The organism is Alteromonas sp. S005, from assembly GCF_036864475.1.
GTDB lineage: Bacteria > Pseudomonadota > Gammaproteobacteria > Enterobacterales > Alteromonadaceae > Alteromonas.
In genome coordinates, this window is the sequence record NZ_JAZETN010000014.1 from 95,126 (window position 1) to 120,685 (window position 25,560).

Here is a 25,560-nt window from a genome sequence, read left to right on the forward strand (position 1 = left end):
AAGCAGTAAATCAAATAATTACGCATAAAACTTGTACAATTTTTCTGCAAGTTTATAAATGCCTTTTATACTCACAATACAGCAATAACTATTTGATACGACTAATGTTGTAAATTTTGTTAACTGGTAGGATTAGTTCTTGCGGTTATGGCAAAATGATGTAATGATTTTGTTAATCGTTATGGTTGGTCATGATGTCACGTATTAAGTCACATCGACTTGGGAGTATAAAAATATGAAAAATGGGCCTAGCGCTTTTAAGATATCACCGGTAGCAGCGGGAGTTCTCTCACTGTTAGGTGCTGCTGCAGTACCAGCACATGCTGCAAATTGGCAAGTAGGTGATGTAAGTATTTCTTTAGATTCTACATTTACATTAGCTACAAGTATCCGAACAGAGGCAAGAGATTACGACCTAATTGGTAACAGTAACCACCCTCAGTTCGACTGGAGTGGTTATCACGCAGCTTTCAACCCTTTGTACCCAAGCGGCGATGTGTGGGGTTTAGCAGATGGTGCATATTCAACCAACGGTGACCTTGGTAACCTTGCTCACGATCCAGGCGACGCATTTGCAACGCAAGTGTCAGGTACACACGAACTAGATATTAACTTCGGTGATTACGGCTTTTTCGCACGTGGTTTCTGGTTCTATGATTTCGAGCAGATGGATGGCGACCGCCCATACTCTAACCCGATAACAGGAAACCAATACGACCTGTGTCAAGACCCTGAAGCAGAGGATCTACTGTGCACAGACGTACGTCTTTACGATGCATTTTTCTACGGCGATTGGTGGATTGGCGACAAACCACTTACGCTTCGTGTAGGTCGTCAGGTGATAAGCTGGGGTGAAAGTACATTCATTCAGCATGGTATTAACACGACAAACCCTGTTGACGTAACACGTGCACGTGCACCTGGTGCAGAACTTCGTGAAGTTTTCTTACCGGTAGGCATGGTTTACGCTTCACTCGGCTTAACCGATACGGTAAGTATTTCTGGTTATTATCAATATGAGTGGCAAGAGAGTTGGCTGCCGGTATCAGGCAGTTACTTTGCTGGTAACGACTTTGCGGGTGAGGGCGGTCAGCGTCAAAACATCCAGCTTGGCTTTAGCGGAAACCCTGATATTGATCTTGATCATTTATTGACAGCGTTAAACGGATACGGTGACCTACTGCGCTCAGGTGCTGATGCTGCCGCTATATCTCAGGCTTATCTCGCTTACCCAACAAAAGTCGCCATACGAGGCTTTAGCGATGAAGTTCGCAATGATGCAGATGACCAGGGTCAGTACGGTCTTCGTTTGACGTGGTTTGCTGAAGACTTTAACGAAACAGAGTTTAGTTTTTATCACATAAACTATCATAGCCAACGTCCATTGATTTCAGGTGTTACCTCTGATTTCACTCAAGAAGGAATTGGTGCTGACCTCGCGTTTATTGCAGCTAATGAAGTTACTCGTGACAACATAACTGAGCTAGGCGCATTCACAAAGTCTGAGTTCTTCTTCCCAGAAGACATCAAACTTTATGGTATGAGCTTCAACACCAACATTGGCACAACGGCATTCGCAGGTGAATTTGCCTATCGTGTAGATGAGCCACTTCAAATCGATGATGTAGAGTTGCTTTACATGGGCATGCCTGAACAGCTAGCTAATGCTGGTCTACGCCCTGATTTAGAAGGTATCTCACAGCTAAATAACATTGGCCGTGCTGTAGGTCCAGGTGAAACGGCGGTAGGTTTCCTTTTCTCCGATACATGGCAAATGCAATTTACCGCGTCACATGTATTCGGCCCTAAATTTGGCTCTGACAACTTCGTACTTCTAGGTGAAGTAGGTTATGTAAACGTCGTTGATATGCCAGACCCAGACGTAATTCGTTTAAATGCACCGGGCACTGCTCGTACACCGTCACTTGAACCAATTAACGGTAATGCTCGTGAAGGTCTACATATAGGTCTTTCAGACGGCCCTGAGACTAACCCGTTTGCAACTGACGATGCGTGGGGCTATCGCTTATTGGCGGTTGCTGACTACAACTCAATATTCGCTGGCATGAACCTTCGAGTTCGCGGTACTTTCTCTCATGACGTTGAGGGTACTACGCCGGATCCATTATTCCTTTTCACAGAAGATGTTAAGTCTGCTGCACTTTCATTCACGTTCGATTATTTAAGTAAATGGTCTGCAACGGCGTCTTACAGTGCATTCTGGGGTGGCATTGGTACAACTAATGCGCTAGCTGACAGAGACTTCATTTCATTTAACATCAAATACGCAATCTAAGAGTGGTTTTTATGATTAGAAAAGTAGGAATTATTGCTGCGGCCTTGTCACTAGCTCTATCTGGTGCAAGCGCTATGGCCAAAGTGTCTGACGCGGACGCAAACAAATTAGGTAACGAACTTACGCCGCTGGGCGCAGAAAAAGCGGGTAATGCAGATGGTAGTATCCCTGCATGGACCGGCGGTATTACGTCTGCACCTGCTGGGTTCAGTGTGGGTGACCACCATCCAGACCCTTTTCCAGAAGACAAGGTTCTGTTCGAAATAACAGCACAGAACTATAAAGAGTACGCAGAATTTTTATCTGAAGGTCAAAAGAAGCTCTTCGAAGCTTACCCAGAAACATTCCGCATGCCGGTTTATCCAACCCGTCGCTCTGCGTCAAACCCTCAGGTTGTCTATGACGCGACCAAGGTGAACGCAACCCGCGCTGAGCTACTCGACGATGGTAATGGAATTAAGGGTGCAGCATTGGGTATTCCTTTTCCAATTCCGCAAAACGGTCTTGAGGCAATTTGGAACCACATTCTTCGTTATCGCGGTGAAGCGGTTCAACGCAACGGTGGCCAAGCAGCGGTTACCACCGGTGGTGATTACAACGTAATTGGCTTTGATGAGCAGCTACTTATCAAATATGCCGAAGAGGATACGACGCCAGAGAAGCTAACAGAAGACAACATCTTGTTTATGTTTAAGCAAAAAGTAACTAAGCCAGCCCGCCTTGCAGGGACAGCGTTACTTGTTCACGAAACCGTAGATCAGGTTAAAGAACCACGTAAAGCGTGGACATATAACACAGGTCAGCGTCGTGTACGCCTAGCGCCTAACATCGCTTATGATACGCCGGGAACTGCTGCTGACGGCCTGCGTACTACTGATGACTTTGACATGTTTAACGGCTCTCCTAACCGTTATGACTGGAAGCTTGTAGGTAAGCAGGAAATGTTCGTCGCATATAACAACTATGCACTACATTCTGACAATGCTTCATATGAAGATATTTTGAAGCCAAACCACGTTAATCCGGATCTAACTCGTTGGGAAAAGCACCGTGTTTGGGTAGTTGAAGCGACCTTAAAAGAAGGTTTCCGACACATTTACCAAAAACGTGTGTTCTTTATTGATGAAGACAGCTGGCAGATCCAAGTTGCTGATATGTATGATAATCGTGGCGAATTGTATCGTGTTGGTGTAGCTTATGGTGTAAATTATTACGAAGTTCCAACACAATGGTCGACGCTCGATGCGTATTATGACTTGAACTCTCGTCGTTATCTAGCAATTGGTCTAGACAACGAAGAAGAGATGTACGACTTCACCGTGCGCCCTCGAGATGTTGAATTCACGCCTCAAGCGTTACGACGAGAAGGTATGCGCTAATCGCCTTACACAACAAACGGTTGGCAATTGCCAGCCGTTTTTGTATACAGACAATTATAAATAGGGGGAATGGTTAATTATGAAAAAAACCATTGCAGCGTGCATTGCCGCCACATTCGCAGTTAATTACTCTACAGCTGCACTTGCCGAAGAAGCATTCATGGCACCTTTGGTTGAGCAATCTGTTCTTTTGGACATTAACGCTGATTCATTTGTCGTTATTGTCGGTGAGCGCGGTCACGTATTAGTGTCAGAAGATGGTAAAACTTTTAATCAGAAAGCGGTGCCAACTCAATCAACGCTAACCGCGACTACGGTTATGGGCGAAAAAATATGGGCAGTGGGTCACGACGCTGTCATTCTTCACTCTTCAGATAAGGGCGAAACATGGGAGATACAGAATTATCAACCCGAGCTTCAGCGCCCGTTTTTAGATGTACTATTCTTTGACGAGCAGCATGGTATTGCCGCTGGCGCTTATGGCCTGTTTTATCGCACTACAGACGGCGGCAAAACGTGGAATGCAGAGCGTCACGCGAGCTTGTTAGATCCACTAGATCAAGAATACCTTGAGGAAATTCGCAAGGAAGACGAGGCGTTTTATCAGCAAGAACTAGAATCTATTTTACCCCACTTGAACCGCGTTACTCTTGACGGTGATATGCTTTACCTAGCCGGCGAAGCGGGACTCTTGGCCAAAAGTGTCGATAAAGGTGAGACTTGGGAACGCTATTATGTCGATTACACCGGCTCTTTCTTCGATATTAAGCCGCTAGATGCAAATACAGTACTTGCAGTAGGACTTCGTGGGAATATTTTCGTAAATAGGAATCAAGGGGAATGGGAGTACGTGCAAACCTGCTCTACAAGCACCCTTAATTCAATTTTGATTGAATCAGAATCTCAGGTTTATGCTTTAGGTAATAACGGCATGATGGTAAGCGCACAACGCCCGCTTCCTACTAGCATGCGTGACCCATATGCCAACCCATCGGATTGTCAAACTGATGACGGCATTGTCGTGTCACAAATAAAAGATAAAGCCGCGATTTTAAACGCTACTGAATTTAACGGTCTTAGTATAGCCGTTACCGCAAATGGCGTTAAAACGTTGAATTTAAAATAGGGCAGTATAAAAACAATGACCCATTTTCTTGAAAAATTAGTGTTTGGGAACCGCAAAATTGTGGTGGCTCTATTTGCCATTGCAACGGTTTTTCTTGGTTACCAAGCCTCGCAAATGCGTCTAGACGCAGGTTTCGAAAAAAATATTCCGCTTAATCACGAGTACATGAAAACCTATATTGAGCATCGTCAAGATTTTGGTGGTGCTAACAATATTTTGGTATCTGTTTGTGATAAAAACGAAAATATCTACAATCAAAACTTCTTCGATACGTTAAAGAATGTTCACGACCAGCTTTTTTTCATTAATGGAGTGAATCGTTCGTTAGTAATCTCACTTTTCTCTCCATCCACACGCTTCACTGAAATCGTCGAAGGCGGTTTCGCAGGCGGCCCGGTAATACCTGCAGACTTCGACTCTTCAAGTCCTGAGGCTCTAGAGCTCGTAGCTGCGAACGTGGAGAAAGCGAATATTGTCGGAAGACAGGTTTCAAGTGACTACAGCTGCGCAATGGTTACTGCACAGTTGCTAGATATTGACCCACAAACTGGTGAGCCGCTCGATACTCTAGCGTTAGCTGCAGAGCTTGAAAAACAGCTCCGCGGCCAATATGAAAACGAAAATACATCTATCCATATCATCGGCTTTGCGAAAATGATTGGCGATGTAGCCGATGGCGCAAAAGATGTACTTCTATTCTTCGCCATCGCTATCGCGATTACTGCTGTCATGGTGTACTTCTTCTCGCGAAGTCTCATGCTTACCGTATTGCCATTGGTTTGTTCAATTATTGCCGTTATTTGGCAGCTTGGGCTTTTGACTTCAATTGGTTTTGGCATGGATCCTATGTCAATCTTGGTACCTTTTCTTGTATTTGCCATCGGTGTTAGCCACGGCGTTCAAATGATTAATGCAGTAGAAAAGCAAGCTGTGACAGGTATCGGTGCGAAACGAGCGTCTATGGCTGCGTTTAGAAACCTATTAGTGCCGGGCGGAATCGCCTTGTTATCTGACACTGTAGGTTTCATGACGTTACTGGTCATCGATATCGGTATTATTCGCGAACTAGCAATAACAGCAAGTATGGGTGTTGCGGTAATTATACTTACCAATCTCTTATTACTTCCTGTTTTAATGAGCTTTTTGAAGCTAGACCAAAAGTATGTAGAGAAATTTGCGGGCAAGGAAAACGCGAACTCGAAATTCTGGGAAGTCATCGCAGCGTGTTCACGTAAAAAGCCAGCTGCCTTGATACTAACCATCACCGCTATTTTATTCGTGCTCGGTCACTTCCAGGCACAAAAAATGAAAATAGGAGATTTACACGCTGGCGCGCCTGCGCTTCACGAGACCTCTCGCTATAACGAAGACACCTTTTTAATCACTGACAAGTATGAAGTCACAGTAGATTATATCTCTATTCTCGTAGAGACTACGCCGGAAGCTTGTACGTCGCACAGTGTGATGAAAGCCATGGATGACTTCCAGTGGAAGATGGAAAACGTACAAGGCGTACAGTCTGCAGTGTCCCTTGCGTCAGTAGCCAAAATTGTCAATGCGGGTTACAACGAAGGTAACGTTAAATGGCAAGTTCTACCGCGTAATCAACAGACGTTAGTTCAAGCTATTTCTCGTGTACCTACGTCGTCAGGACTCCTTAATGGCGATTGTTCAGTTATGCCGATAATTCTGTTTATGGAAGATCACAAGGCAGAAACTATTTCTCGCGTTGTTAATGCAGTTAAAGCGTACCGCGATGAATACCAAACTGACGATATGAAGTTTAGCCTTGCTTCTGGTCCTGTTGGCGTAATGGCTGCTACCAACGAAGCAGTTAGCGCAGCACAAGACCCAATGATGCTTTATGTATTTGGTGCTGTTATTGCGCTATGCCTAATAAGCTTCAGGTCTATTCGTGCCACCTTAGTTGTTGTTATACCGCTATATGTTGTTTCTGTGCTGGCTCAAGCACTAATGACATACCTGCAAATTGGCCTCACCGTTTCTACATTGCCAGTTATCGCACTTGGCGTGGGTATTGGCGTGGACTATGGTATTTATATCCTCTCTACTAAGAGCTTAATGCTGAAGAAGGGTGCAACCGTTCAAGAAGCATATTTTGCAGCCCTGAAAGAGCGTGGCAGTGCCGTATTGTTTACCGGTATCACACTGGCAATAGGCGTTAGTACCTGGGTGTTTTCTTCACTTAAGTTCCAAATGGATATGGGGATATTGCTAACATTTATGTTCGTTGTGAACATGCTTGGGGCAATAATTGTACTACCCGCCTTAGCTAGGTTCCTATGGTGGAATAAGAATGACCCTGGTGCATAAATTATTTTTGCATAGCTACGCATAAAAAAGGGCCTTTAGGCCCTTTTTTTTATGTGTTTTCTGCATAGTTATCTATGCTGTTAATATAAGGTTAAAAATGGGCTTTCATTAGCGTCATTTATTAGAGAAAATAGTTAGGTACTCGACACTTATACCAAGTTGAATTGGTATTACGACATTCAAAAAAGGTTAACAAATGACAGTCACCTCACAGCGACACTCAGTACTGCTAGACAATGTATTTGCGCTTATCGATAAAAAAGTGGATACCAAGCAGAAGTCTCTTGTGCAGCAATTCGGACGTCTGTTGTATAAAAACATATCAAGCGATGATTTAGAAAATCGCAACGACAGCGACCTTTATGGTGCAACACTTAGTTTATGGAATGGTTTGGCAAAGTTTGAATACGCTTCGCCTTACATTCGTGTTTTCAACCCTGAGATAGCGAAACATGGCTGGCACTCAAGCCACACAATAGTGGAAATTATTGTATCGGACATGCCTTTCTTGGTTGACTCTGTACGTATGTTGCTTAATCGGTTGAACATTACCGCACATTTATTTCTTCATAGCCCCATCGGCGTTAAGCGGGATAAAGGGAACAAACTAGAAGCCTTTGCAGAGCCAGGAAAAACCCTAGATGGCGCTAAAAAAGAGACTGTCATTTTCATCGAAATCGATAGACAAACTTCAAAAAAAGATATCGATGCATTAACTAAAGAACTTTATTCAGTGGTTGATGAAGTCTCTTTAGCAGTTGAAGACTGGCAGGGCATGACCAGTACTTTGCAAGACGTCATAAAGGATAACGCAAAATACAATTGGCCTGTGTCTGCAGATGCGAAAAAACAAACCAAGGCTTACCTTGAGTGGTTAGGTGACCATAACTTCACCATGATGGGATATCGCTATTATGAGGTTAAAGCAATTGAAGGCGACCATAGGTGGATACCGAAAAACGAAACTAGCTTAGGCCTTCTTAAAAACTCAATAAATGACCGCGAACGTCTGTTATCAAGACTGCCTGCTTCAGCTAGAGCTGAAGCCTTAAGCAAAAGTCCGTTGATATTAACAAAAACAAATTCCCGTGCTCGCGTGCATCGACCAGCTTACATGGACTATGTAGGCGTTAAGGTATTTAACAAAGACGGGCAGGTTGTAGGTGAACATCGCTTTCTAGGACTTTATTCAGCATCCTTCTATAACAATAGCGTAACCCAACTACCCATTTTGCGTGAAAAGATTAAGCGTATTTGTGAATTATCTGGTTTCGAGCCAGGCACACACGCATACAAAGCTTTCGCGAACATTATAGAAACCTATCCCCGTGATGAATTACTGCAAACTCCAGCAGAAGAACTCGCACAAATCGTGATGGGCATATTCCAAATGCAAGAGCGTGGTATATCTCGTCTGTTTATCCGCAAGGACACATTTGGTCGCTTTTTCTCTTGCATGGTATTTGTGCCAAGAGAGCGCTATAACACTCAGTTGCGTAAAGAGACTCAAGCGTTACTAAAAGCTTCATTAGGCGCCACAGAGGAAGTCGAATTTACCACCTTTTTCTCAGAATCTGTATATGCCCGTACGCATTACATTGCTAGAGTCAACGATAACAACGCGGAATTCGATGTGAAGGAAATAGAGCAAAACATTATTGAGTTGACCAAAACCTGGAACGACCGACTAGCTTCAGCGATTTCAGCTGCTCATGGCGAAGCGTCAGGTAAGGCCCTTGAGCGCAAATACAACAACGCTTTTTCTCGTAGTTACATGGAGCACAACCTGCCATCGGCAGCGCTGGTAGATATCGGCAAGCTAGAGATGCTGGACGACAATCACACCTTAGACATGTTGTTCTATCGTCCGCAAGAAGAGGATGCAGATAGCCAAGTTGTTAAGCTTAAGCTTTTCCATCGTGCTGAACCCATTCACTTGTCTGACGTGTTGCCCATGTTGGAGAACTTTGGGTTACGCGTAATCGACGAAAGCCCTTATAAAATCACCTGTTCAGAAGGTGAGCGTAACTGGGTGATGGACTTCACCATGTTGCACAAAAGCGGCCAACATTTCGATATGGAAGCGGCGCAAACTCTATTCCAAGAAGCCTTCGCGAAGGTGTGGTACAAAACACTTGAAGATGATGCGTTTAACCGCCTCATACTAGGCGCGAACATGACAGGCCGAAAGGTGACTGTGCTGCGCGCCTACGCCAAATACATGCGCCAAACTGGTAGTTCTTTTAGCCGAGACTATATTGCAAATACACTGTCTAACTACCCAGACATTGCCCGTTTATTGGTAGATTTCTTTGACCAACGTTTTGACCCCAAGAAAAAGCGTAACCAGAAAAAAGAAGACGCAATACTAGAGACAATCAAGACACAGCTAGATAATGTAAGTAACCTTGATGACGACCGCATAATTCGTCGTTATCTAGATATGATGTCGGCAACCCTACGAACCAACTTCTATCAACCAGACGATGCAGGTAACGAAAAGTCTTACGTATCATTTAAGATGATGCCAGAGCTTATTCCAGAAATGCCGCTGCCGTTACCTAAGTTTGAAATCTTTGTATACAGCCCACGCGTTGAAGGTGTGCACCTTCGCGGTGGTAAAGTGGCCCGTGGTGGTCTGCGATGGTCTGACCGTCAAGAAGATTTCAGAACCGAAGTACTGGGCTTGGTAAAAGCGCAGCAGGTTAAAAATACAGTAATTGTTCCTGTTGGTGCGAAAGGCGGGTTTGTTTGTAAAAACTTGCCGGTTGGTGAGGGCCGTGCGGCTATTCAAGCAGAAGGGCAAGCCTGTTACCGAACTTTCATTACAAGCTTATTGGATATTACCGATAACATCGTTAATGGCGAAATAGTACCTCCTAAAGACGTGGTACGCCTTGATGATGACGACCCATATTTGGTTGTAGCTGCAGACAAAGGTACCGCGACCTTCTCTGACATTGCCAACGGTATTGCAGAGGAATTTGGCTTCTGGCTGGGCGATGCATTTGCATCTGGCGGTAGTATTGGTTACGACCATAAGAAGATGGGTATCACTGCGCGCGGCGGTTGGGAATCGGTCAAACGTCACTTTAGAGAAATTGGCATTGACTGCCAAACAACAGACTTTACCGCTGTGGGCGTTGGCGATATGGCAGGCGACGTATTTGGTAACGGTATGCTGCTGTCAAAGCATACGCGATTAATTGCGGCATTTAACCACTTACACATTTTCTTTGACCCAAGCCCAGATGCGGCTGAGAGCTACAAAGAGCGCCAGCGTTTATTTGAGAATCCAAGCCTTAGCTGGGAAGACTATGACAGTAAGTTAATTTCTAAAGGTGGTGGTGTATTTAGCCGTGCGTCTAAGTCAATCAAGCTGACACCTGAAATGAAGAAGTGGTTAGGCACACGTCAACTCACTATGACGCCCAACGAGCTTATTCATAATATACTGAAAATGCCTGTCGACCTTCTTTGGAACGGCGGCATCGGTACCTATATCAAGAGTAAGAAAGAATCTCATTCGGAAGTGGGCGATCGTGCCAACGATGATTTACGTGTTAATGGCCGTGACGTTCAAGCAAAAATTGTGGGCGAGGGTGGCAACTTAGGCTTAACGCAGCTCGGTCGTATTGAATATGCTTCAAACGGAGGCCGGGTTAACACTGACTTTATCGATAACGTCGGTGGTGTAGATTGTTCTGATAACGAAGTTAACATTAAAATTTTGCTTAACAGCTTGGTTAACGATGGCGAACTAACGCTTAAGCAGCGTAATAAGCTGCTGTACGATATGACTGACGATGTTAGTACAATTGTATTGAAAGACTGTTATCGCCAAACCCAGTCTATCTCTATTACGGAGTTAGCTGGCGTGAAGCAACTTAAAGAGCAGCTTCGCTTTATTCACGGTCTAGAACGTGAAGGGCAGCTAAACCGTGAACTTGAGTTTATTCCGAGCGATGATGAGATTTCTGATCGCGTTGCAACTGACCAAGGCCTAACGCGCCCTGAACTTAGCGTGCTGATTGCCTATGGAAAAATGGTGCTTAAAGATGCGCTTAACATTCCGGAAATTACTGACAACCCTTACCATGGTAAACTGTTAGTTGAAGCCTTCCCAAAAGTGCTTCGCGAGAAGTTTGCAGCACACATGCAGCAGCACCCGCTCAGAAGCGAAATTATCGCCACTAAACTAACCAATAATATGGTTAACGACATGGGCCTTAATTTTGTCTTTAGAATGCAGGAAGAAACCGGTGCAAGCGTTAACGAAATTGCAGATGCCTACGCGATTGTGCACGGTATCTTCAACATGGATACGCTGTGGGAGCGCATTGAAAAATTAGACAACGTTATTCCTGCCAAACTCCAGTTGAAAATGCTTGATGAAGCGCGCAGAATTATGCGTCGTGCTTCTCGCTGGTATATTCGTCATGGCAACAAAGCGCAGTCGATTGAAGAAGCCATCGCGAGCTATCGCGGCACATTCGATATACTGTCGAAAAACTTACAGCATTACTTGGTAGAAAGTGAATATGCACAATTAGAAGCAGCAACGCAGAAGTATATTGCTGAGGGCGTGCCTCAGGATATTGCTTATCAAGTAGCGAGCTTCTCGAATATGTTCTCAAGCTTTGATTTGGCACAAATTGTAGAAGCCGATAAGCACGATACTGATGTTGTTGCCAAGCTTTACTACCAATTGGGTTCGCGTCTAGAGCTTCACTGGTTCTTAGACCAAATCAACAATCAAGCGGTAAGCAACCACTGGCAGGCATTGGCCCGTGCTTCATATCGTGAAGAACTTGACTGGCAGCAGCGCTCAATTGCAGCAAATCTGCTAGCTTCTCGTGAAGACGTGAGCAACGCTGACCAAATTCTGGATGAGTGGATTGAAAGCAATCAGGTGCTGCTAAAACGCTGGTACCATATGATGTCTGAATTTAAGACCAGTACAACTCACGAATTTGCGAAATTTTCTGTCGCTTTACGTGAATTGATGCTTTTAAGCGTGAAGTCTAACCATTAGAATACACGCACCTTAATAATTTAAGCCCTGTTTATCAGGGCTTTTTATTGGCCGATTGGTTATTATTAGCTAGCTCTACATCGTTTTTTATAAACAGATTATCTGTATACGTAAGGCGTAGTAACGACTAAAAGGCCCTTAATAAGCGAGCGTTAAACACAACCATGCAATCTTTAGTGCAAAAATTCTTACTTCAGTGTGAGCCTGAAAAAAGTCACGATTTCACCATTAACTGGTTAAACAAGACACAACATACACCGCTGAAATGGATGTACAGCACACCAACGATTGAAAAGCCCGTCACCGTCGCCGGCATGACCTTTGACAATCCTGTGGGGTTGGCCGCAGGACTGGATAAAAATGGGGATTGTATTGATGCATTTTCAAGCATGGGCTTTGGCTTTGTAGAAATTGGTACGGTAACGCCACGCCCACAGCCAGGCAACCCTAAGCCTCGCTTATTTAGAATTCCTGAAAAGCACGCCATTATTAACCGTATGGGTTTTAACAATAAAGGTGTTGATCACCTTGTTGAGCAAGTAAAAAAAGCCCAGTTTAAAGGGCCAATTGGGATAAACATCGGTAAGAACAAAGACACCGAAGAAGCAAAAGCACTCGATGATTACCTGATTTGCTTGAATAAGGTTTACCCTTACGCCAGCTATGTCACTATCAATATTTCATCGCCTAACACGCCAGGGCTTAGAAACCTGCAGTACGGTGAAGCACTTGATAAATTATTAGCAGGCCTAAAGGCCGCCCAAGAAACACTCACGCAAACTCACGGAAAATACGTACCGCTTTTTATTAAGATTGCGCCAGATTTAAGTGATATTGAAATTGAAAGTATTGCTGCATCGCTAATTAATAGCAAGATGGATGGTGTCATCGCAACGAACACGACGCTTTCTCGTGATACGGTTGCTGGACTGCAACACGCAGATGAAATGGGTGGGTTGAGCGGTTCCGTAATGACAGATATGAGCTTAGAAGTAACCCGTAAATTAAATAAGGCACTTGACCGCGCTATACCTATTATCGGCGTGGGCGGTATCGACTCCCCAGGGGCAGCGCAAGCGCGTTTAGACGCAGGCGCTTCACTTGTTCAGGTCTACTCAGCTTTTATTTATCAAGGCCCATCTCTCGTTAAACGCATCGTAAACGCGTTATAATACACTCGAAATAGGGTACACCCGAAACCAATCTCTCGTGCACGTGCTTCTAGTGAAGCTCGTGCATCAAAAACAGGTATATGAATGAATACTATTCTGGTTACGACCAGTCGCGGTCTTGACGAACTATTGAAACAAGAAGTGCTAAGCCTTTGCCCTGATGCACAAATTAAACAGGGTCCTGGCACTATTCAGTTTGAAGGCTCAAAAGAAGATGCTTATAAACTTTGCTTATGGTCTCGTTTAGCTAACCGCGTAATTTGGGTGTTAGCATCCGGTAAAGCAGGCGATGCAGACGCACTTTATAACACGGCTATGGGCGTTGACTGGCAAATGCAGATGGATTCTCGTCATACGTTATCTGTACAGTTTATCGGAACCAACTTTGCTATCAAAAACACCCAGTTTGGTGCTGTTCGTGTTAAAGACGCCATTGTGGATTCATTCGTTGAGCAAGGTTTACCTCGCCCATCAGTTGAGCGCAAAAGCCCTGATGTATCAGTATATGCCAGACTGCACCGCGACAATGTGATCTTGGGTATAGACCTAGCTGGAGCAAGTTTACACCAACGCGCATACCGACAGGAAACCGGTGACGCCCCGCTTAAAGAGCACATTGCCAGCGCAATGCTTATGCGCAGTGGTTGGGCAGAGAATACCGAGGCGCCTTTGGTAGATTTAATGTGTGGCTCAGGCACTATTGCAATAGAAGCGGCCTATATAGCCCGTAATATTGCACCGGGTATTAAGCGTTCATACTGGGGCTTTACTAAATGGCTTGGCCACGAAGCTAAGGTTTGGGAAGATTTGGTAGAGCATGCCATTTCTGTTCAAAAGCCAAGTTGCGGCGGTATTTACGCAGGTGACTTCAGCCGTAAAATGGTCGCCATTGCCAAAGCCAACGCTGATTTTGCTGGTGTATTTAACGATATTTCGTTTTCTCAGCAAGATGCTACCAAGTCATCGCCGCCAGTCGGCACGCCAGGCTATGTCGTGTCTAACCCGCCATACGGAGAGCGTTTAGGTGAACTGACTTCGTTAATCCCGCTATTTAGCGATTGGGGTAAGCGCTTTAAAGAAGCTTGGAAAGGCTGGCATGTGTCGCTTCTTAGCAGTAACCGCGATTTACTACGCGTATTAAAACTTCGCGCCACCAAAGACTATGCCATGAACAATGGTAAGTTAGAATGTCGCTTAGCCAACTATGTTCTTGATGAACAAAACACGGTCCAGTTTAGTGAAGATGCCAGCAACCACGAGTTTGCAAATCGCCTTAAGAAAAACCTCAAACGCATGAAAGGCTGGATAAAAAACGCAAACACAAACTGCTACCGTATTTACGACGCTGATCTACCCGATTACAACGTAGCGGTAGATAGGTATGGCGATTGGCTGGTCGTCCAAGAGTACGCGCCACCAAAAACTGTATCAGAAGATAAAGCCCGTAAACGCCTGCAAGAAGTATTGCTGCATCTGCCTTCCGTAACTGGCGTATCCCCCAAGCATATTGCGCTTAAAGTGCGTAGCCAGCAAAAAGGGACTAAGCAATACGAAAAAATCAACCAGTCTGGCGATATGATGGAAGTGTTCGAAAACGACGCTCGGTTTTTGGTTAATCTGACTGATTACTTAGATACTGGGCTTTTCCTAGACCACCGTAATACCCGTCAAAAAGTAAAATCGTTGTCAAAAGACAAAGACGTATTGAATTTATTTTCATATACAGGAAGTGTGTCTGTCTTCGCTGCTATGGGCGGTGCGAAATCTGTTACCACCGTGGATATGTCTAACACCTATTTAGAATGGGCAAAGAAAAACATAGCACTGAATAAACTAACTGGCCCTCACGCCTTTATTCAAGCCGACTGCACCACATGGCTAGGTACGCACAAGGGTAAATATGACCTAATTTTCATCGACCCACCGTCGTTTTCAAATTCGAAACGTATGCAGAATACGTGGGACGTACAGCGCGACCATGTAAAAATGCTTACCGACGCCAAAGCGTGTTTAAAAGAGCAGGGGACAATCATATTCTCCAACAATAAGCGTGGTTTTAAATTAGACGAGTCAGCCATCAGTACCCTTGGCTTAAATATTGAAAATATCACCCACGAAACCATACCCGAAGATTTTGCTCGTAAGGGTAAAATACACCAGTGCTGGATTCTACATTCATGAAAATAATCTTTTATACGGGCCCTCAGTGTAGTCTTTGTGATTTAGCGGATGTAGAACTTCAGCAAACGTCTATGTTTTCGTCACTTGATATAGAGAAAGTGAACATTCGAACTAGCACCGAGTTGTACCACTTGTACGGAGCCCGTATTCCAGTTTTGAAGCGGGCCGATAATGAAAAAGAAATTGGATGGCCCTTTAATGCCGCCGATTTAGAGGAGTTTCTTCAGTGAGCATTTTGCAGTTAAAAAACATCACTGTTATTTATGGAAATCCGCCGCTTCTAGACGGCGTTGAACTGGTTGTTCAGCCTAAAGAGCGCGTATGTTTAGTGGGCCGTAACGGAAGCGGTAAATCAACCCTTATGAAAGTTATCGCAGGCGATGTTATTGCCGACGATGGCCAGCGCATTATTGAGAATAACACCGTAATAGCACGTTTAGAGCAGGATCCGCCACAAACGACAGACGTAACACTGTTTGATTACGTTGCCGAAGGCCTCTCGGACGTAGGTGAAACGCTAAAAGCTTATTTTCATCAAACCCGCACTGTGGGTGAAGACCCTAGTGAAGCTAATTTAAATAAACTTCAGCGGTTGCAAGAGCAGCTAGAGGCTAGAGACGCTTGGCAGTTCGAGCAGCAGATTGAGCAAACGCTTACCATGCTTAAACTTGACCCTGAGATATCGTTATCAACGTTATCCGGAGGCTGGCGAAGAAAAGCCGCTCTTGCGCGTGCGTTAGTACGTCAACCAGATTTATTGCTGTTAGATGAACCTACTAACCACCTCGATATTGAGATGATCCGTTGGCTTGAGTCGAGCTTGAGCAACTATCAAGGCGCAATTGTATTTGTAAGCCACGACCGTGCTTTCATTCGCGCCATGGCAACACGTATTATTGATCTAGACCGCGGTTCTGTTACCAGCTATCCAGGTAATTACGAAACCTACCTTGAGAAAAAACAGCACGATTTAGAAGTTGAAGCGTCGCAAAATGCTGAATTCGATAAAAAGCTAGCACAAGAAGAGGTATGGATTCGACAGGGCATTAAAGCTCGTCGTACACGTAACGAGGGCCGAGTAAGAGCGCTTAAAAAACTACGCGAAGAACGCAAAGCACGCAGAGCAGTCCAGGGCAATGCTGTAGTTAACCAACATCAGGGCGCCCGTTCTGGCAAAATGGTATTTGAGGTAAAAGACTTAAGCTATAACATTGAAGGTAAGCCTATTGTCAAAGGCTTAAACCTAAATGTACTGCGCGGAGACAAACTAGCATTAATCGGGGCTAACGGTTGCGGTAAGAGTACACTTATTAAGTTGCTGTTAGGCCAATTACAGCCAGATCAAGGCTATTGCAAACAAGGCACAAATTTAGAAGTCGCGTATTTCGACCAGCATCGTCATGGTTTAGATTTAGAAAAATCAGTTATTGATGCGGTTGGCGATGGAAAACGCGACCTTATGGTGAATGGCCACCCGCGCCACGTGATAAGCTATTTGCAAGACTACTTGTTTACGCCAGAACGCGTAAATGCGCCTGTGAAGTCATTATCAGGTGGCGAAAAAAACCGCCTTATGCTCGCCAAACTCATGCTGAAGCCAAGCAACGTTTTGGTTCTCGATGAGCCAACCAACGACTTAGACGTTGAAACCTTAGAAATGCTTGAAACCTTACTTAACGAGTATACCGGCACCGTGCTTTTAGTAAGCCACGATAGAGAATTCGTTGATAACGTTGCCAACAGCAGCGTAGTTTTTGAAGGTAATGGCCTGCTTCGCGAATTTATAGGGGGTTTCACTGACGTAGAAAACTGGTATAAAGAGCAACAGGAAAAACGTCAGCAAATCGAAAAGGAAGAGAAAGCCAAGGTAAAGAATGAAACTAATTCAGCTTCAGACAGTCCTAGTGCTAAGTCTTCTCCCCGTAAGACGAAAAAGCTATCATACAAAGACCAGCGTGAACTTGAGTCCTTGCCTAAAGAACTAGAAACACTTGAGGAAGAACTCGAGGCTATGCAAGAAGAAGTCAACGACCCAGACTTTTTCAAACAAGACAGTGATATTACTGCCAAGGCGTTAGCCGAATTGGCAGATAAAGAAGAATTACTTTCCCAGAAATATGCGCGCTGGGATGAATTAGAAAGTATGCTGGAAGATAATCAGCAGTAAATAGGATTTTAAATGAAACGAACTCAGCTTGCCGCCGCCGTTCTGTTGGCAACAGGAAGTGTTTCGGCATTTGCCGCGACCTATTCAGTGACGCCTCTTCCTTTACAGGATACCGCTAGAAACAATTTTGCTCGTTCAATCGACAACTCAGGCAAAATGCTTTCTGTTGCCCAGCTTGAATACAGTCCCCCAATAGATGTAGATCAGCTTGAAAATGACACCAATTTCTTTGATGTGAACGGCTCTGCTTTAGAAAATGAAGATGATGCGCGCCAAGGCGTGTTTACTGACGCAGATTACACGATTATCGTTAATTACTTGCTTTCGAACTTCACTGCCTCAACGGGTCAAAAACTTGCATCTTTTAGAACCTTCTTAACTGACACCCAGGATATTTCTTTGGTGCCTGGTTTAGACGAAGTTACTGAGAAATTCGATGACTATACACACTCGGTAGAGGCATTAGGCAGAGACAGTTTAAACGGTAACTTTGTTGTAGGTGACTCGTCTGGTTTAGTTGTTTTAGACCCGTACGAAAATGAAGACGGCGACACAGTTAACTACACTTATCCTGAGTCAGCTCAACAAGGTTTTATTCAAGCATCTGATGTCACCAAAGCATTACCCGCTTTAGATACCACTGCGGGCGGTTTTTCATCGGCTCGTGCAATTAATGCAAATCTACAAGTGGCCGGTTTTAGTACGGTTAGTTTTCAAGACGACGTAGATGAAGCTATCGAAACATGTGCTGATGATGAGTTGCGCGGTGATCAGTCTGAAGGGCGTTGTTTGTTTACTGTTTATAATGGTGATTTTGCGGTACCGCGCATTTCTAGCTATTACCTAAACACATCAACCAACTATCTTCCCGGCTTCGTTTTATTATCAGAAGTTAACGCTACTATCTGGCAAGTTGACGTTAACGGAGATGTGATTAGCACCGATACATATCCATTACTGTTCGAACCAGATGAGGACGATACAGCACACTACTTTACCTATGCTTATGATATCAATGATCAAGGTATTGCTGTGGGTGAAGGGCTAACAGGAGATCGTGTTACGATCACTCGTCCTAACCAATCTGGCTTGACTGAAAGTGAGCGCGTTGCAACTGTGTTCAGAGATGGCGAGACTATTGAACTTCTTCCTCGCGAAGAAAACATCAATAGCCAAGCAATCGCTATTAACGATGAAAACTGGGTAACGGGCGCCGTACTTCGCTCACAAAGCGATATCGCTCGTTCACGCCTTTTTGTATATAACCTAGATACACAAGAGCAGAAATATCCTGATGGCTTCTTCGTAAGCGCGGGGGTTACTGCGAATGCGATTAACAATAACAATATTGTGGTGGGTAAAGCTGATGTGGAAGCCACAAGCGATACACTGCGTGAAACCGCCGCATTTATGTATAATATTGACACAGAGGAGTTTCTGGATCTCAACGATTTAGTATCTTGTGACAATACCTATGAGCTTATAGAAGCCGTTGACATTAATGATGACAACGAAATTATCGCGAATGCACGTATCAAAACAACTAATAAGTACGTAACTGGCGTTGACGTCATAAACTCAAGTGGCGAAACAGATTTGGTGGATTCTATAGTAGCAGTTAAACTATCTCCAATAGCTAACGGCTCCATCGACGAATGTGAAGTGCCTGAAGACGAACAACCTTTTGAGCGCAGCGGTGCTTCCACAGGTTGGCTGGCCTTCTTCGGGTTATTTTCCGCAGCTTTCGTGCGCAGACGCTTTAAAAAATAATTGAATTTATAAAGCATATTTACAATGCGTTGAAGAAGCCACATTGCTGTGGCTTTTTTTATGCCTAAAAAGCGTAAAAATAGACATATTTATGCATAAAAAATGTAACATAAATTTCATCGAAACTTCATTTATTTAAAGTTTGTCAAGGGTTTTAATTTTATATTTTTCTTGAACCATTTCGTTAATTGCACTATCAAAGTAATGTACGCAATCACTTTTCCGGCACTATCAACCGATATGATGTAGAGCGCTCGAGAAAATGATTTGTTGTACGTCCAACAAACAAAAGAGGCTAATCAATGAAAAGACAAAAAAGAGATAAAATGACTCGCGCCCATTCTAAAGGCTATCAAGCTGGTATTAGCGGTCGTTCGAAGGAAAATTGTCCATTTCAGCAAAACGATGCACGTTCACAGTGGTTAGGTGGATGGCGTGAGGCAGTAGAAGACAGACACTTGGGTTTAAGTGTCAAATAACACTTCTCTTTTATGAACTGATTATGCAAAAAGGAAAGCCCCTGAAAAGGGGCTTTTTTGTGCGGCAGCGCTTTTGAGTGCAAGTTCGGCTAAAAACAGCGATTAAAAATTCGATGTATCTTGGAACAAGCCCACTTTCAAATCTTTCGCGACATAGATTTCTCTACCGTCGACTTCAACCGAGCCATCTGCCATACCCATGAAGAGTTTGCGCTTGATAACGCGCTTCATTGTGATTTTATAGGTTACTTTTTTCGCTGTAGGAAGTATTTGGCCAGTAAACTTAACTTCACCAACACCAAGGGCACGCCCCTTACCTGGGCCACCGCTCCAGCCAAGGAAGAACCCCACAAGCTGCCACATTGCGTCAAGACCTAGGCATCCAGGCATAACTGGGTCACCAGGAAAATGGCAGTCAAAAAACCACAAATCAGGGGTAATATCTAACTCAGCGATTATTTCGCCTTTGCCATGTTCACCGCCATCTTCAGTAATTGAAACTACGCGGTCCATCATAAGCATATTTGGTGCTGGTAACTGACTGTTACCTGGACCAAACATTTCACCGCGGCTGCACGCTAATAAATCTTCTTTGTTAAAACTACTTTTCTTCTCTGACATTCCCAACTCATTGTTGTTATTAAAGTGACGGGGTTAATTTAGCGAACACTTGTACGCCAAACAACTCTGAACAGTCATTTTTCTGAAGAAAAACGCATGCTAAGATACTTAAAGTTAAATTAACCCGTACATATATCGCCCTACAAGTGCAATTTATAAACAGCGATTAAACTACGCTTCACAATATCGTATCTTTGTGTGAAAACTATGACAGAACAAACAACAAAAAAAAACAGTAAAAAGAGCCCTGCAGATAGAGCAAAAGCAAACGCTGATAAACAAAAACGTTTTAGAGAAAGACAAAAAGACGCAGGAAAAAAGCTAGTGAGGGGTTATGTTAGCCCAGAAGCAAAAGCATGCTATGACGAAATTCGAGATAAAACCGGCTGGACCGATAGTGAAGCCATGTCTAACGCTATGCGTTTAATGTATGCGGCGTACAAATGCGGTCAAATTAAACTGTTAAATGAGTGGCTAAGGAAGAACAACCGTTAAACTGTCTTTTTAGTCTTTGCTTTTAACCACGCACGGCTTGGGCTATTTTGCATAGTATGACGTCTGACAATACGACGCGCTTCTTTGATTACGTCATCTCGTTCGCGATACTCCCATAAACGTTTCGCTGTTATACGGTTATTCTCTGCGATATTGATAATGGGCGTCACGTAATCTTGCTGAAGGTCAAAACCTAACATTTGCGCTTCCAATGGCGGTAGGTCGTAGGGCGCATGAACGGCTTCATTAGGTAATTTCGCCAGTTCTGGCACCCACTTTTTAATAAATACGCCATCAGGGTCTAATTTTTGTGACTGTGTTGCAGGGTTATAAAGCCTTACAGTATGAATACCTGTAACACTCGCCTGCATTTGTATTTGTGGATAGTGGATCCCCGGCTCAAAGTCTAGAAACTGTGTAGCGAGGTAAAGCGCGGCTTTCAACCAATGCACGTTTAAATGGTGACATAAAAAACTGGTTACCATTGCTCGCATCCGAAAGTTAATATACCCAGTCTGTCGTAGCGCTCGCATACAGGCATCTACCAAAGGGTAGCCCGTGCGACCAAGGGTCCATAAATAGAAACGCCGCTCAGCTTCCGGGCCGTCTATAAATGGGAAGTGTTCATAAGCACTGTTCATTGGACGCCATTCTATACTCGCCTCGCTTTCAAACTTCTGAATAAAGTGACAATGCCAGTGTAGTCTGGATGTTAAAGCAGATAGGGCACGGCTCCACTGTTGGCGCTCTGGTGTTGGTAACGCTTTCTTTGCTTGTTTTTCTAACTGAACGCTTTGATAAACCTGCTTTATTGAGATATTGCCCCATGCGAGATAAGGGCTCAGTCGCGAACATGCTCGACGTGCATATTCAGGCTTTGAGATATGCTGGTGATAGTACTGACCACGATGGCTGAAGAAGTCTTTTAACACCTGCCAAGCACGTTTTTCACCGCCGGGTTGCATTGTAGCTATATCGGATGCTACTTCATTTTTGGTGTACTCAGACTTGTATACGTTACATTCAACTCCGTCAGAATAGTCTTTAGGTCGGTCGGATGGAAAGGATTTTAATTCAGCTATTTCCTTGATAGATTTAGACGCTTTTTTAAGACTAGCATGGGCACGCCAATTAACCCATTTTGCAGCTTCTATATCAAAATCATAGGTGGCAGCTGCAAAATGACGCTCCCAGTTTTGCTGCCAACGCGCTCGATGGGGCAACCCACGTAATACTGCACCATACTGATATTTAAAAAATGAAATAGCTTTGTTTTTCAAGTGCCTAGAAACATCTTTATCGCGGTTATGCGTAACCACAAGACCTGTTTCTTGGTAACTCCTAACCGCTGCAATGTTGTAATTTTGAGCAATAAGTTCAAGTGCTTCTGCCACTTCACAATGTAGCGACAAAACACCAGTGTGGGCGGGTAATTGACTGTTGATATCATCAATACTTTGCTGCATGAAGCGCCAATGACGGACATCCATATGCGGGTCGGCAATGACCGAGGGCTCCCAACAAAATAGTGGGAGCAATTTTTCACCGGCCTCTACGGCGCGATAAAAAGGTTCGTGGTCACGTAAACGAAGATCTCGCTTTAACCAGATAACTGTGACTGTCTCTTTAAATTTGCCTGACGTCATACAGCGAAAGAGCTACAGCCATTTATTACGGAATTGGCCTGTAGGGTCGTAAATTTCAGTCTGCTTTTGTAGATTAAATTGTCTATGTCCGCGAGGGTCGCTTCCCACACCAGCAAGATAAAGCCAATTTCCCCAGTTGCTACCTACATCGTAATCAACTAATTGGTGTTCAAACCATGCTGCACCGTAGCGCCAGTCTTGTCGAAGTTCGTGCACAAAGCAGCTGGCAACGAGTTGCCTGCCGCGGTTCGACATATATCCCGTTTCAGCAAGTTGTCGCATGCACGCATCCACAATAGGGTAGCCGGTTTTGCCTTCGCACCATTGCGTAAACGTCTCAGTGCAATGTGTAGTGGAAGGTGTTTTGCCCTGAATACCGCTAAAGCGAAACCACCTAGCACCATATTTACACTGTAGCCAGTGGAAAAACTCACGCCACAGTAGTTCGAAATAAATCCAATAGGTGGAGTCATTTTTTTCAACGGTCTCTTCAAAGTTATGAACTTGCCTCATTACTTCTCGCGCAGAAAGTGAACCATTAGCTAACCAAGCTGATAATTTCGTACTATCCTTCCATGTATCTAGAGCATTACGGGTTTCTTTGTAGGATGACGCAGCACGCCAGTTGAATAAATATGTGTGTAGGTGGGAAAGCGCTGCGGTTTCACCACCAATAAACGATGATTCTGATGGTTCAGGTAAATCGAGATCCAGCGTAAGTAAAAAAGATTTGTCTATCGTCGGTACAAAAGGAGAAGGTAAGCGCTCTATAGTGGGGTTGACCGCGAGTGGTTTGCAGTGTTTCTCTACTTTTCTTCTAAACGGGCTAAAAACGTCGGGCATTTCTTCAATGCTAAATGGAAATGTTTGTGCATCAAATAAACCAAATGTGGAGGTTTCTATAACAGTTAGTGAATCGAAGAAGCGTTTGACGGTGTTTAACTCTGCAGTCTCATCGTATCCACAATATTGACTCACACCAAGATGGGTATATTGCCCGGACCTTAAAAGCTCAACCAAACATTCAGCGGCACTACCTTTTACGACAAGCAACTCATGTCCAAATTTTGCTAATTGTTGTTTTAAATCAACCAATGTTTGCAGCAAAAAGGTATGCCTGTGCTTGCCCATTGGAGAGAGACCAAGAGCGTTAGGGGTAAAGTTTTTATCATCCAAAATGTAAACGAATGTGACTTGGCTGACCTCTTTGCATAATGCAGCAATAGCGGCATTATCGTGAAGTCTTAGGTCGTACCTGAACCAAAATAGGCCGCGTTTATCAGTAAATTTAGTTTTATCGTTAGAATGTTGATTCATCATACTAATTTTAAGCGTTATTTTTGATATTTAGACGGATCTTGAATCCGCTTTACTACGTAATATATTAGGTACGAATAATATTTAAATTTGGCGCAACGCCTGAGGAAAAAAAGTGACCGTTCCTGTTAGTATCATGTGGTTTAGACAAGACCTACGCGTAAAAGACAATCCAGCATTAAATGCAGCTTGTGATATGGGAAAAGTAGTACCCATTTATATTTATGATGATACAGCCCCTGACGGAAGAGTACCTGGAGGAGCCAGCAAGTGGTGGCTTCACCACTCTCTAGTGTCTCTTAATCAACGCCTCAATGGCCACTTACAAATTTTTAAAGGCGATCCAAAGAATATCATTCCAACGTTAATGGATTCCTTTGGTGCAAAAGCAATTTTTTGGAACCGATGCTATGAACCGTGGCAAATAAATCGTGACAAAGCGATTAAGCAATCTCTCGTTGACAACGATTACGAAGCGCATAGCTGTAATGGAAGTCTTTTATGGGAACCAATGAAAGTGCTTAAAAAGGATGGCACGCCGTACCGCGTATTTACGCCTTATTATAAAAAGGGTTGTTTGCAAGCAGAAGAGCCGCGTTACCCGAAAGCGCCACCCGCACGCATAACCTATGCAGATGTAAAAAACGAAGGTGTTGATTTAGCATCGCTGGACTTACTGCCTACCGTTAATTGGGACGAGACCATTTCGAAAGAATGGTCGCCAGGTGAAGACGGTGCTGCTGATAATCTCGCAGACTTTATCGAAAACTCTGCACGTAAATACAAAAACGGAAGAGACATCCCTTCGGCTCGAGGAACATCGCGCTTGTCACCCCATTTGCACTTTGGTGAGGTGTCGCCAAACCAAGTGTGGTATGCAATAAAAGATAAGTTCGGAAATAGCGAAGACAAAAGCATTGAGACCTATTTGAGCGAGTTGGGTTGGCGCGAGTTTAGCTATTATCTGCTGTTTCATTTTCCAACACTGCCAAATAAAAACTTCAACGAAAAATTCAATAAATTTCCATGGCGTTCAGACGCTAAGGCGCTTAAAGCATGGCAAAAGGGAAAAACCGGTGTTCCCATTGTCGACGCGGGAATGCGTGAGCTATGGCAAACTGGTTACATGCATAATCGAGTGCGTATGATCGTGGGTTCATTTTTGGTTAAAAACTTACTGCTTAGCTGGCATGAAGGCGAACGATGGTTTTGGGATACGCTATTAGATGCCGACCTTGCCAGCAACAGTGCCAGTTGGCAGTGGGTTGCGGGTTCTGGTGCAGACGCTTCACCATACTTTAGAATTTTTAATCCAATACTCCAAGGCGAGAAGTTTGATAAAAAAGGCAACTATGTTCGAAAGTATTGCCCAGAGCTGAATAAGTTATCTGACAAGTACATACATAAGCCTTGGGAAGCACCAAGTGCAATACTAAAAGATGCAGGGATTGAGCTTGGTAAGGATTACCCGAAGCCACTTGTTGATTTGAAAGCATCACGTCAGCGCGCTCTGGACGCGTTTCAGCAGATAAAAGAGTAGGG

16 protein-coding genes are annotated in these 25,560 nt (G+C 44.0%); 13 read left to right on the forward strand and 3 right to left on the reverse strand.

Annotated features, from left to right (window positions below):
* The first annotated feature begins 235 nt into the window (after positions 1-235).
* The 11 genes from V7R55_RS15265 to rmf all read left to right on the forward strand — a co-directional run bounded on the left by V7R55_RS15265 (position 236) and on the right by rmf (position 19,939).
* Positions 236-2,296, forward strand: a complete 2,061-nt coding sequence (locus V7R55_RS15265; RefSeq protein ID WP_334060154.1) for a DUF1302 domain-containing protein — start codon at positions 236-238, stop codon at positions 2,294-2,296.
* Positions 2,297-2,307: 11 nt separating this feature from the next.
* The gene (locus V7R55_RS15270; RefSeq protein ID WP_334060155.1) at positions 2,308-3,675 is read left to right on the forward strand and encodes a DUF1329 domain-containing protein; all 1,368 of its coding nucleotides are present in this window, start codon (positions 2,308-2,310) and stop codon (positions 3,673-3,675) included.
* Positions 3,676-3,754: 79 nt separating this feature from the next.
* Positions 3,755-4,801, forward strand: a complete 1,047-nt coding sequence (locus V7R55_RS15275; protein ID WP_334060156.1) for a WD40/YVTN/BNR-like repeat-containing protein — start codon at positions 3,755-3,757, stop codon at positions 4,799-4,801.
* A 15-nt stretch (positions 4,802-4,816) separates the two neighbouring features.
* Positions 4,817-7,135 (forward strand): efflux RND transporter permease subunit, encoded by a 2,319-nt coding sequence (locus V7R55_RS15280; RefSeq protein ID WP_334060157.1) that lies wholly within the window; start codon positions 4,817-4,819, stop codon positions 7,133-7,135.
* Between the two features lie 196 nt (positions 7,136-7,331).
* On the forward strand, positions 7,332-12,170 hold the full coding sequence (locus V7R55_RS15285) for an NAD-glutamate dehydrogenase (protein ID WP_334060158.1): 4,839 nt from the start codon (positions 7,332-7,334) through the stop codon (positions 12,168-12,170).
* A 164-nt stretch (positions 12,171-12,334) separates the two neighbouring features.
* Positions 12,335-13,342 carry a quinone-dependent dihydroorotate dehydrogenase gene (gene pyrD, locus V7R55_RS15290; RefSeq protein WP_334060159.1) on the forward strand — a complete coding sequence of 336 codons (1,008 nt, stop codon included), beginning with the start codon at positions 12,335-12,337 and terminating at the stop codon, positions 13,340-13,342.
* Between the two features lie 84 nt (positions 13,343-13,426).
* Entirely contained in the window at positions 13,427-15,523 is a 2,097-nt protein-coding gene (gene rlmKL, locus V7R55_RS15295) for a bifunctional 23S rRNA (guanine(2069)-N(7))-methyltransferase RlmK/23S rRNA (guanine(2445)-N(2))-methyltransferase RlmL (protein ID WP_334060160.1), read from the forward strand.
* Entirely contained in the window at positions 15,520-15,753 is a 234-nt protein-coding gene (locus V7R55_RS15300) for a glutaredoxin family protein (RefSeq protein WP_334060161.1), read from the forward strand. The genes rlmKL and V7R55_RS15300 overlap by 4 nt, the downstream gene beginning before the upstream one ends.
* On the forward strand, positions 15,750-17,690 hold the full coding sequence (gene uup / locus V7R55_RS15305) for an ATP-binding cassette ATPase Uup (RefSeq protein ID WP_334060162.1): 1,941 nt from the start codon (positions 15,750-15,752) through the stop codon (positions 17,688-17,690). The genes V7R55_RS15300 and uup overlap by 4 nt, the downstream gene beginning before the upstream one ends.
* A gap of 12 nt (positions 17,691-17,702) precedes the next feature.
* The gene (locus tag V7R55_RS15310; RefSeq protein WP_334060163.1) at positions 17,703-19,460 is read left to right on the forward strand and encodes a DUF3466 family protein; all 1,758 of its coding nucleotides are present in this window, start codon (positions 17,703-17,705) and stop codon (positions 19,458-19,460) included.
* A 302-nt stretch (positions 19,461-19,762) separates the two neighbouring features.
* Positions 19,763-19,939, forward strand: a complete 177-nt coding sequence (rmf, locus tag V7R55_RS15315) for a ribosome modulation factor (protein ID WP_039220169.1) — start codon at positions 19,763-19,765, stop codon at positions 19,937-19,939.
* Positions 19,940-20,041: 102 nt separating this feature from the next.
* On the opposite strand, the gene fabA is transcribed toward rmf, so the two are convergent.
* Complete coding sequence (fabA, locus tag V7R55_RS15320; protein WP_334020676.1) at positions 20,042-20,560, reverse strand: bifunctional 3-hydroxydecanoyl-ACP dehydratase/trans-2-decenoyl-ACP isomerase; 519 nt, start codon at positions 20,558-20,560, stop codon at positions 20,042-20,044.
* Between the two features lie 207 nt (positions 20,561-20,767).
* Here fabA and V7R55_RS15325 point away from each other — a divergent pair, with 207 nt between their 5' ends.
* The gene (locus V7R55_RS15325) at positions 20,768-21,055 is read left to right on the forward strand and encodes a hypothetical protein (protein ID WP_334060164.1); all 288 of its coding nucleotides are present in this window, start codon (positions 20,768-20,770) and stop codon (positions 21,053-21,055) included.
* On the opposite strand, the gene V7R55_RS15330 is transcribed toward V7R55_RS15325, so the two are convergent.
* Together V7R55_RS15330 and V7R55_RS15335 are read right to left on the reverse strand one after the other, a co-directional pair.
* The gene (locus tag V7R55_RS15330; protein WP_334060165.1) at positions 21,052-22,701 is read right to left on the reverse strand and encodes a cryptochrome/deoxyribodipyrimidine photo-lyase family protein; all 1,650 of its coding nucleotides are present in this window, start codon (positions 22,699-22,701) and stop codon (positions 21,052-21,054) included. The genes V7R55_RS15325 and V7R55_RS15330 overlap by 4 nt on opposite strands.
* Positions 22,702-22,713: 12 nt before the next feature.
* On the reverse strand, positions 22,714-24,021 hold the full coding sequence (locus V7R55_RS15335; RefSeq protein ID WP_334060166.1) for a DASH family cryptochrome: 1,308 nt from the start codon (positions 24,019-24,021) through the stop codon (positions 22,714-22,716).
* Positions 24,022-24,133: 112 nt separating this feature from the next.
* On the opposite strand from V7R55_RS15335, the gene V7R55_RS15340 reads away from it, so the two are divergent.
* Positions 24,134-25,558, forward strand: coding sequence for a cryptochrome/photolyase family protein (locus V7R55_RS15340; RefSeq protein WP_334060167.1), 1,425 nt, complete (start codon positions 24,134-24,136; stop codon positions 25,556-25,558).
* Positions 25,559-25,560 lie beyond the last annotated feature (2 nt).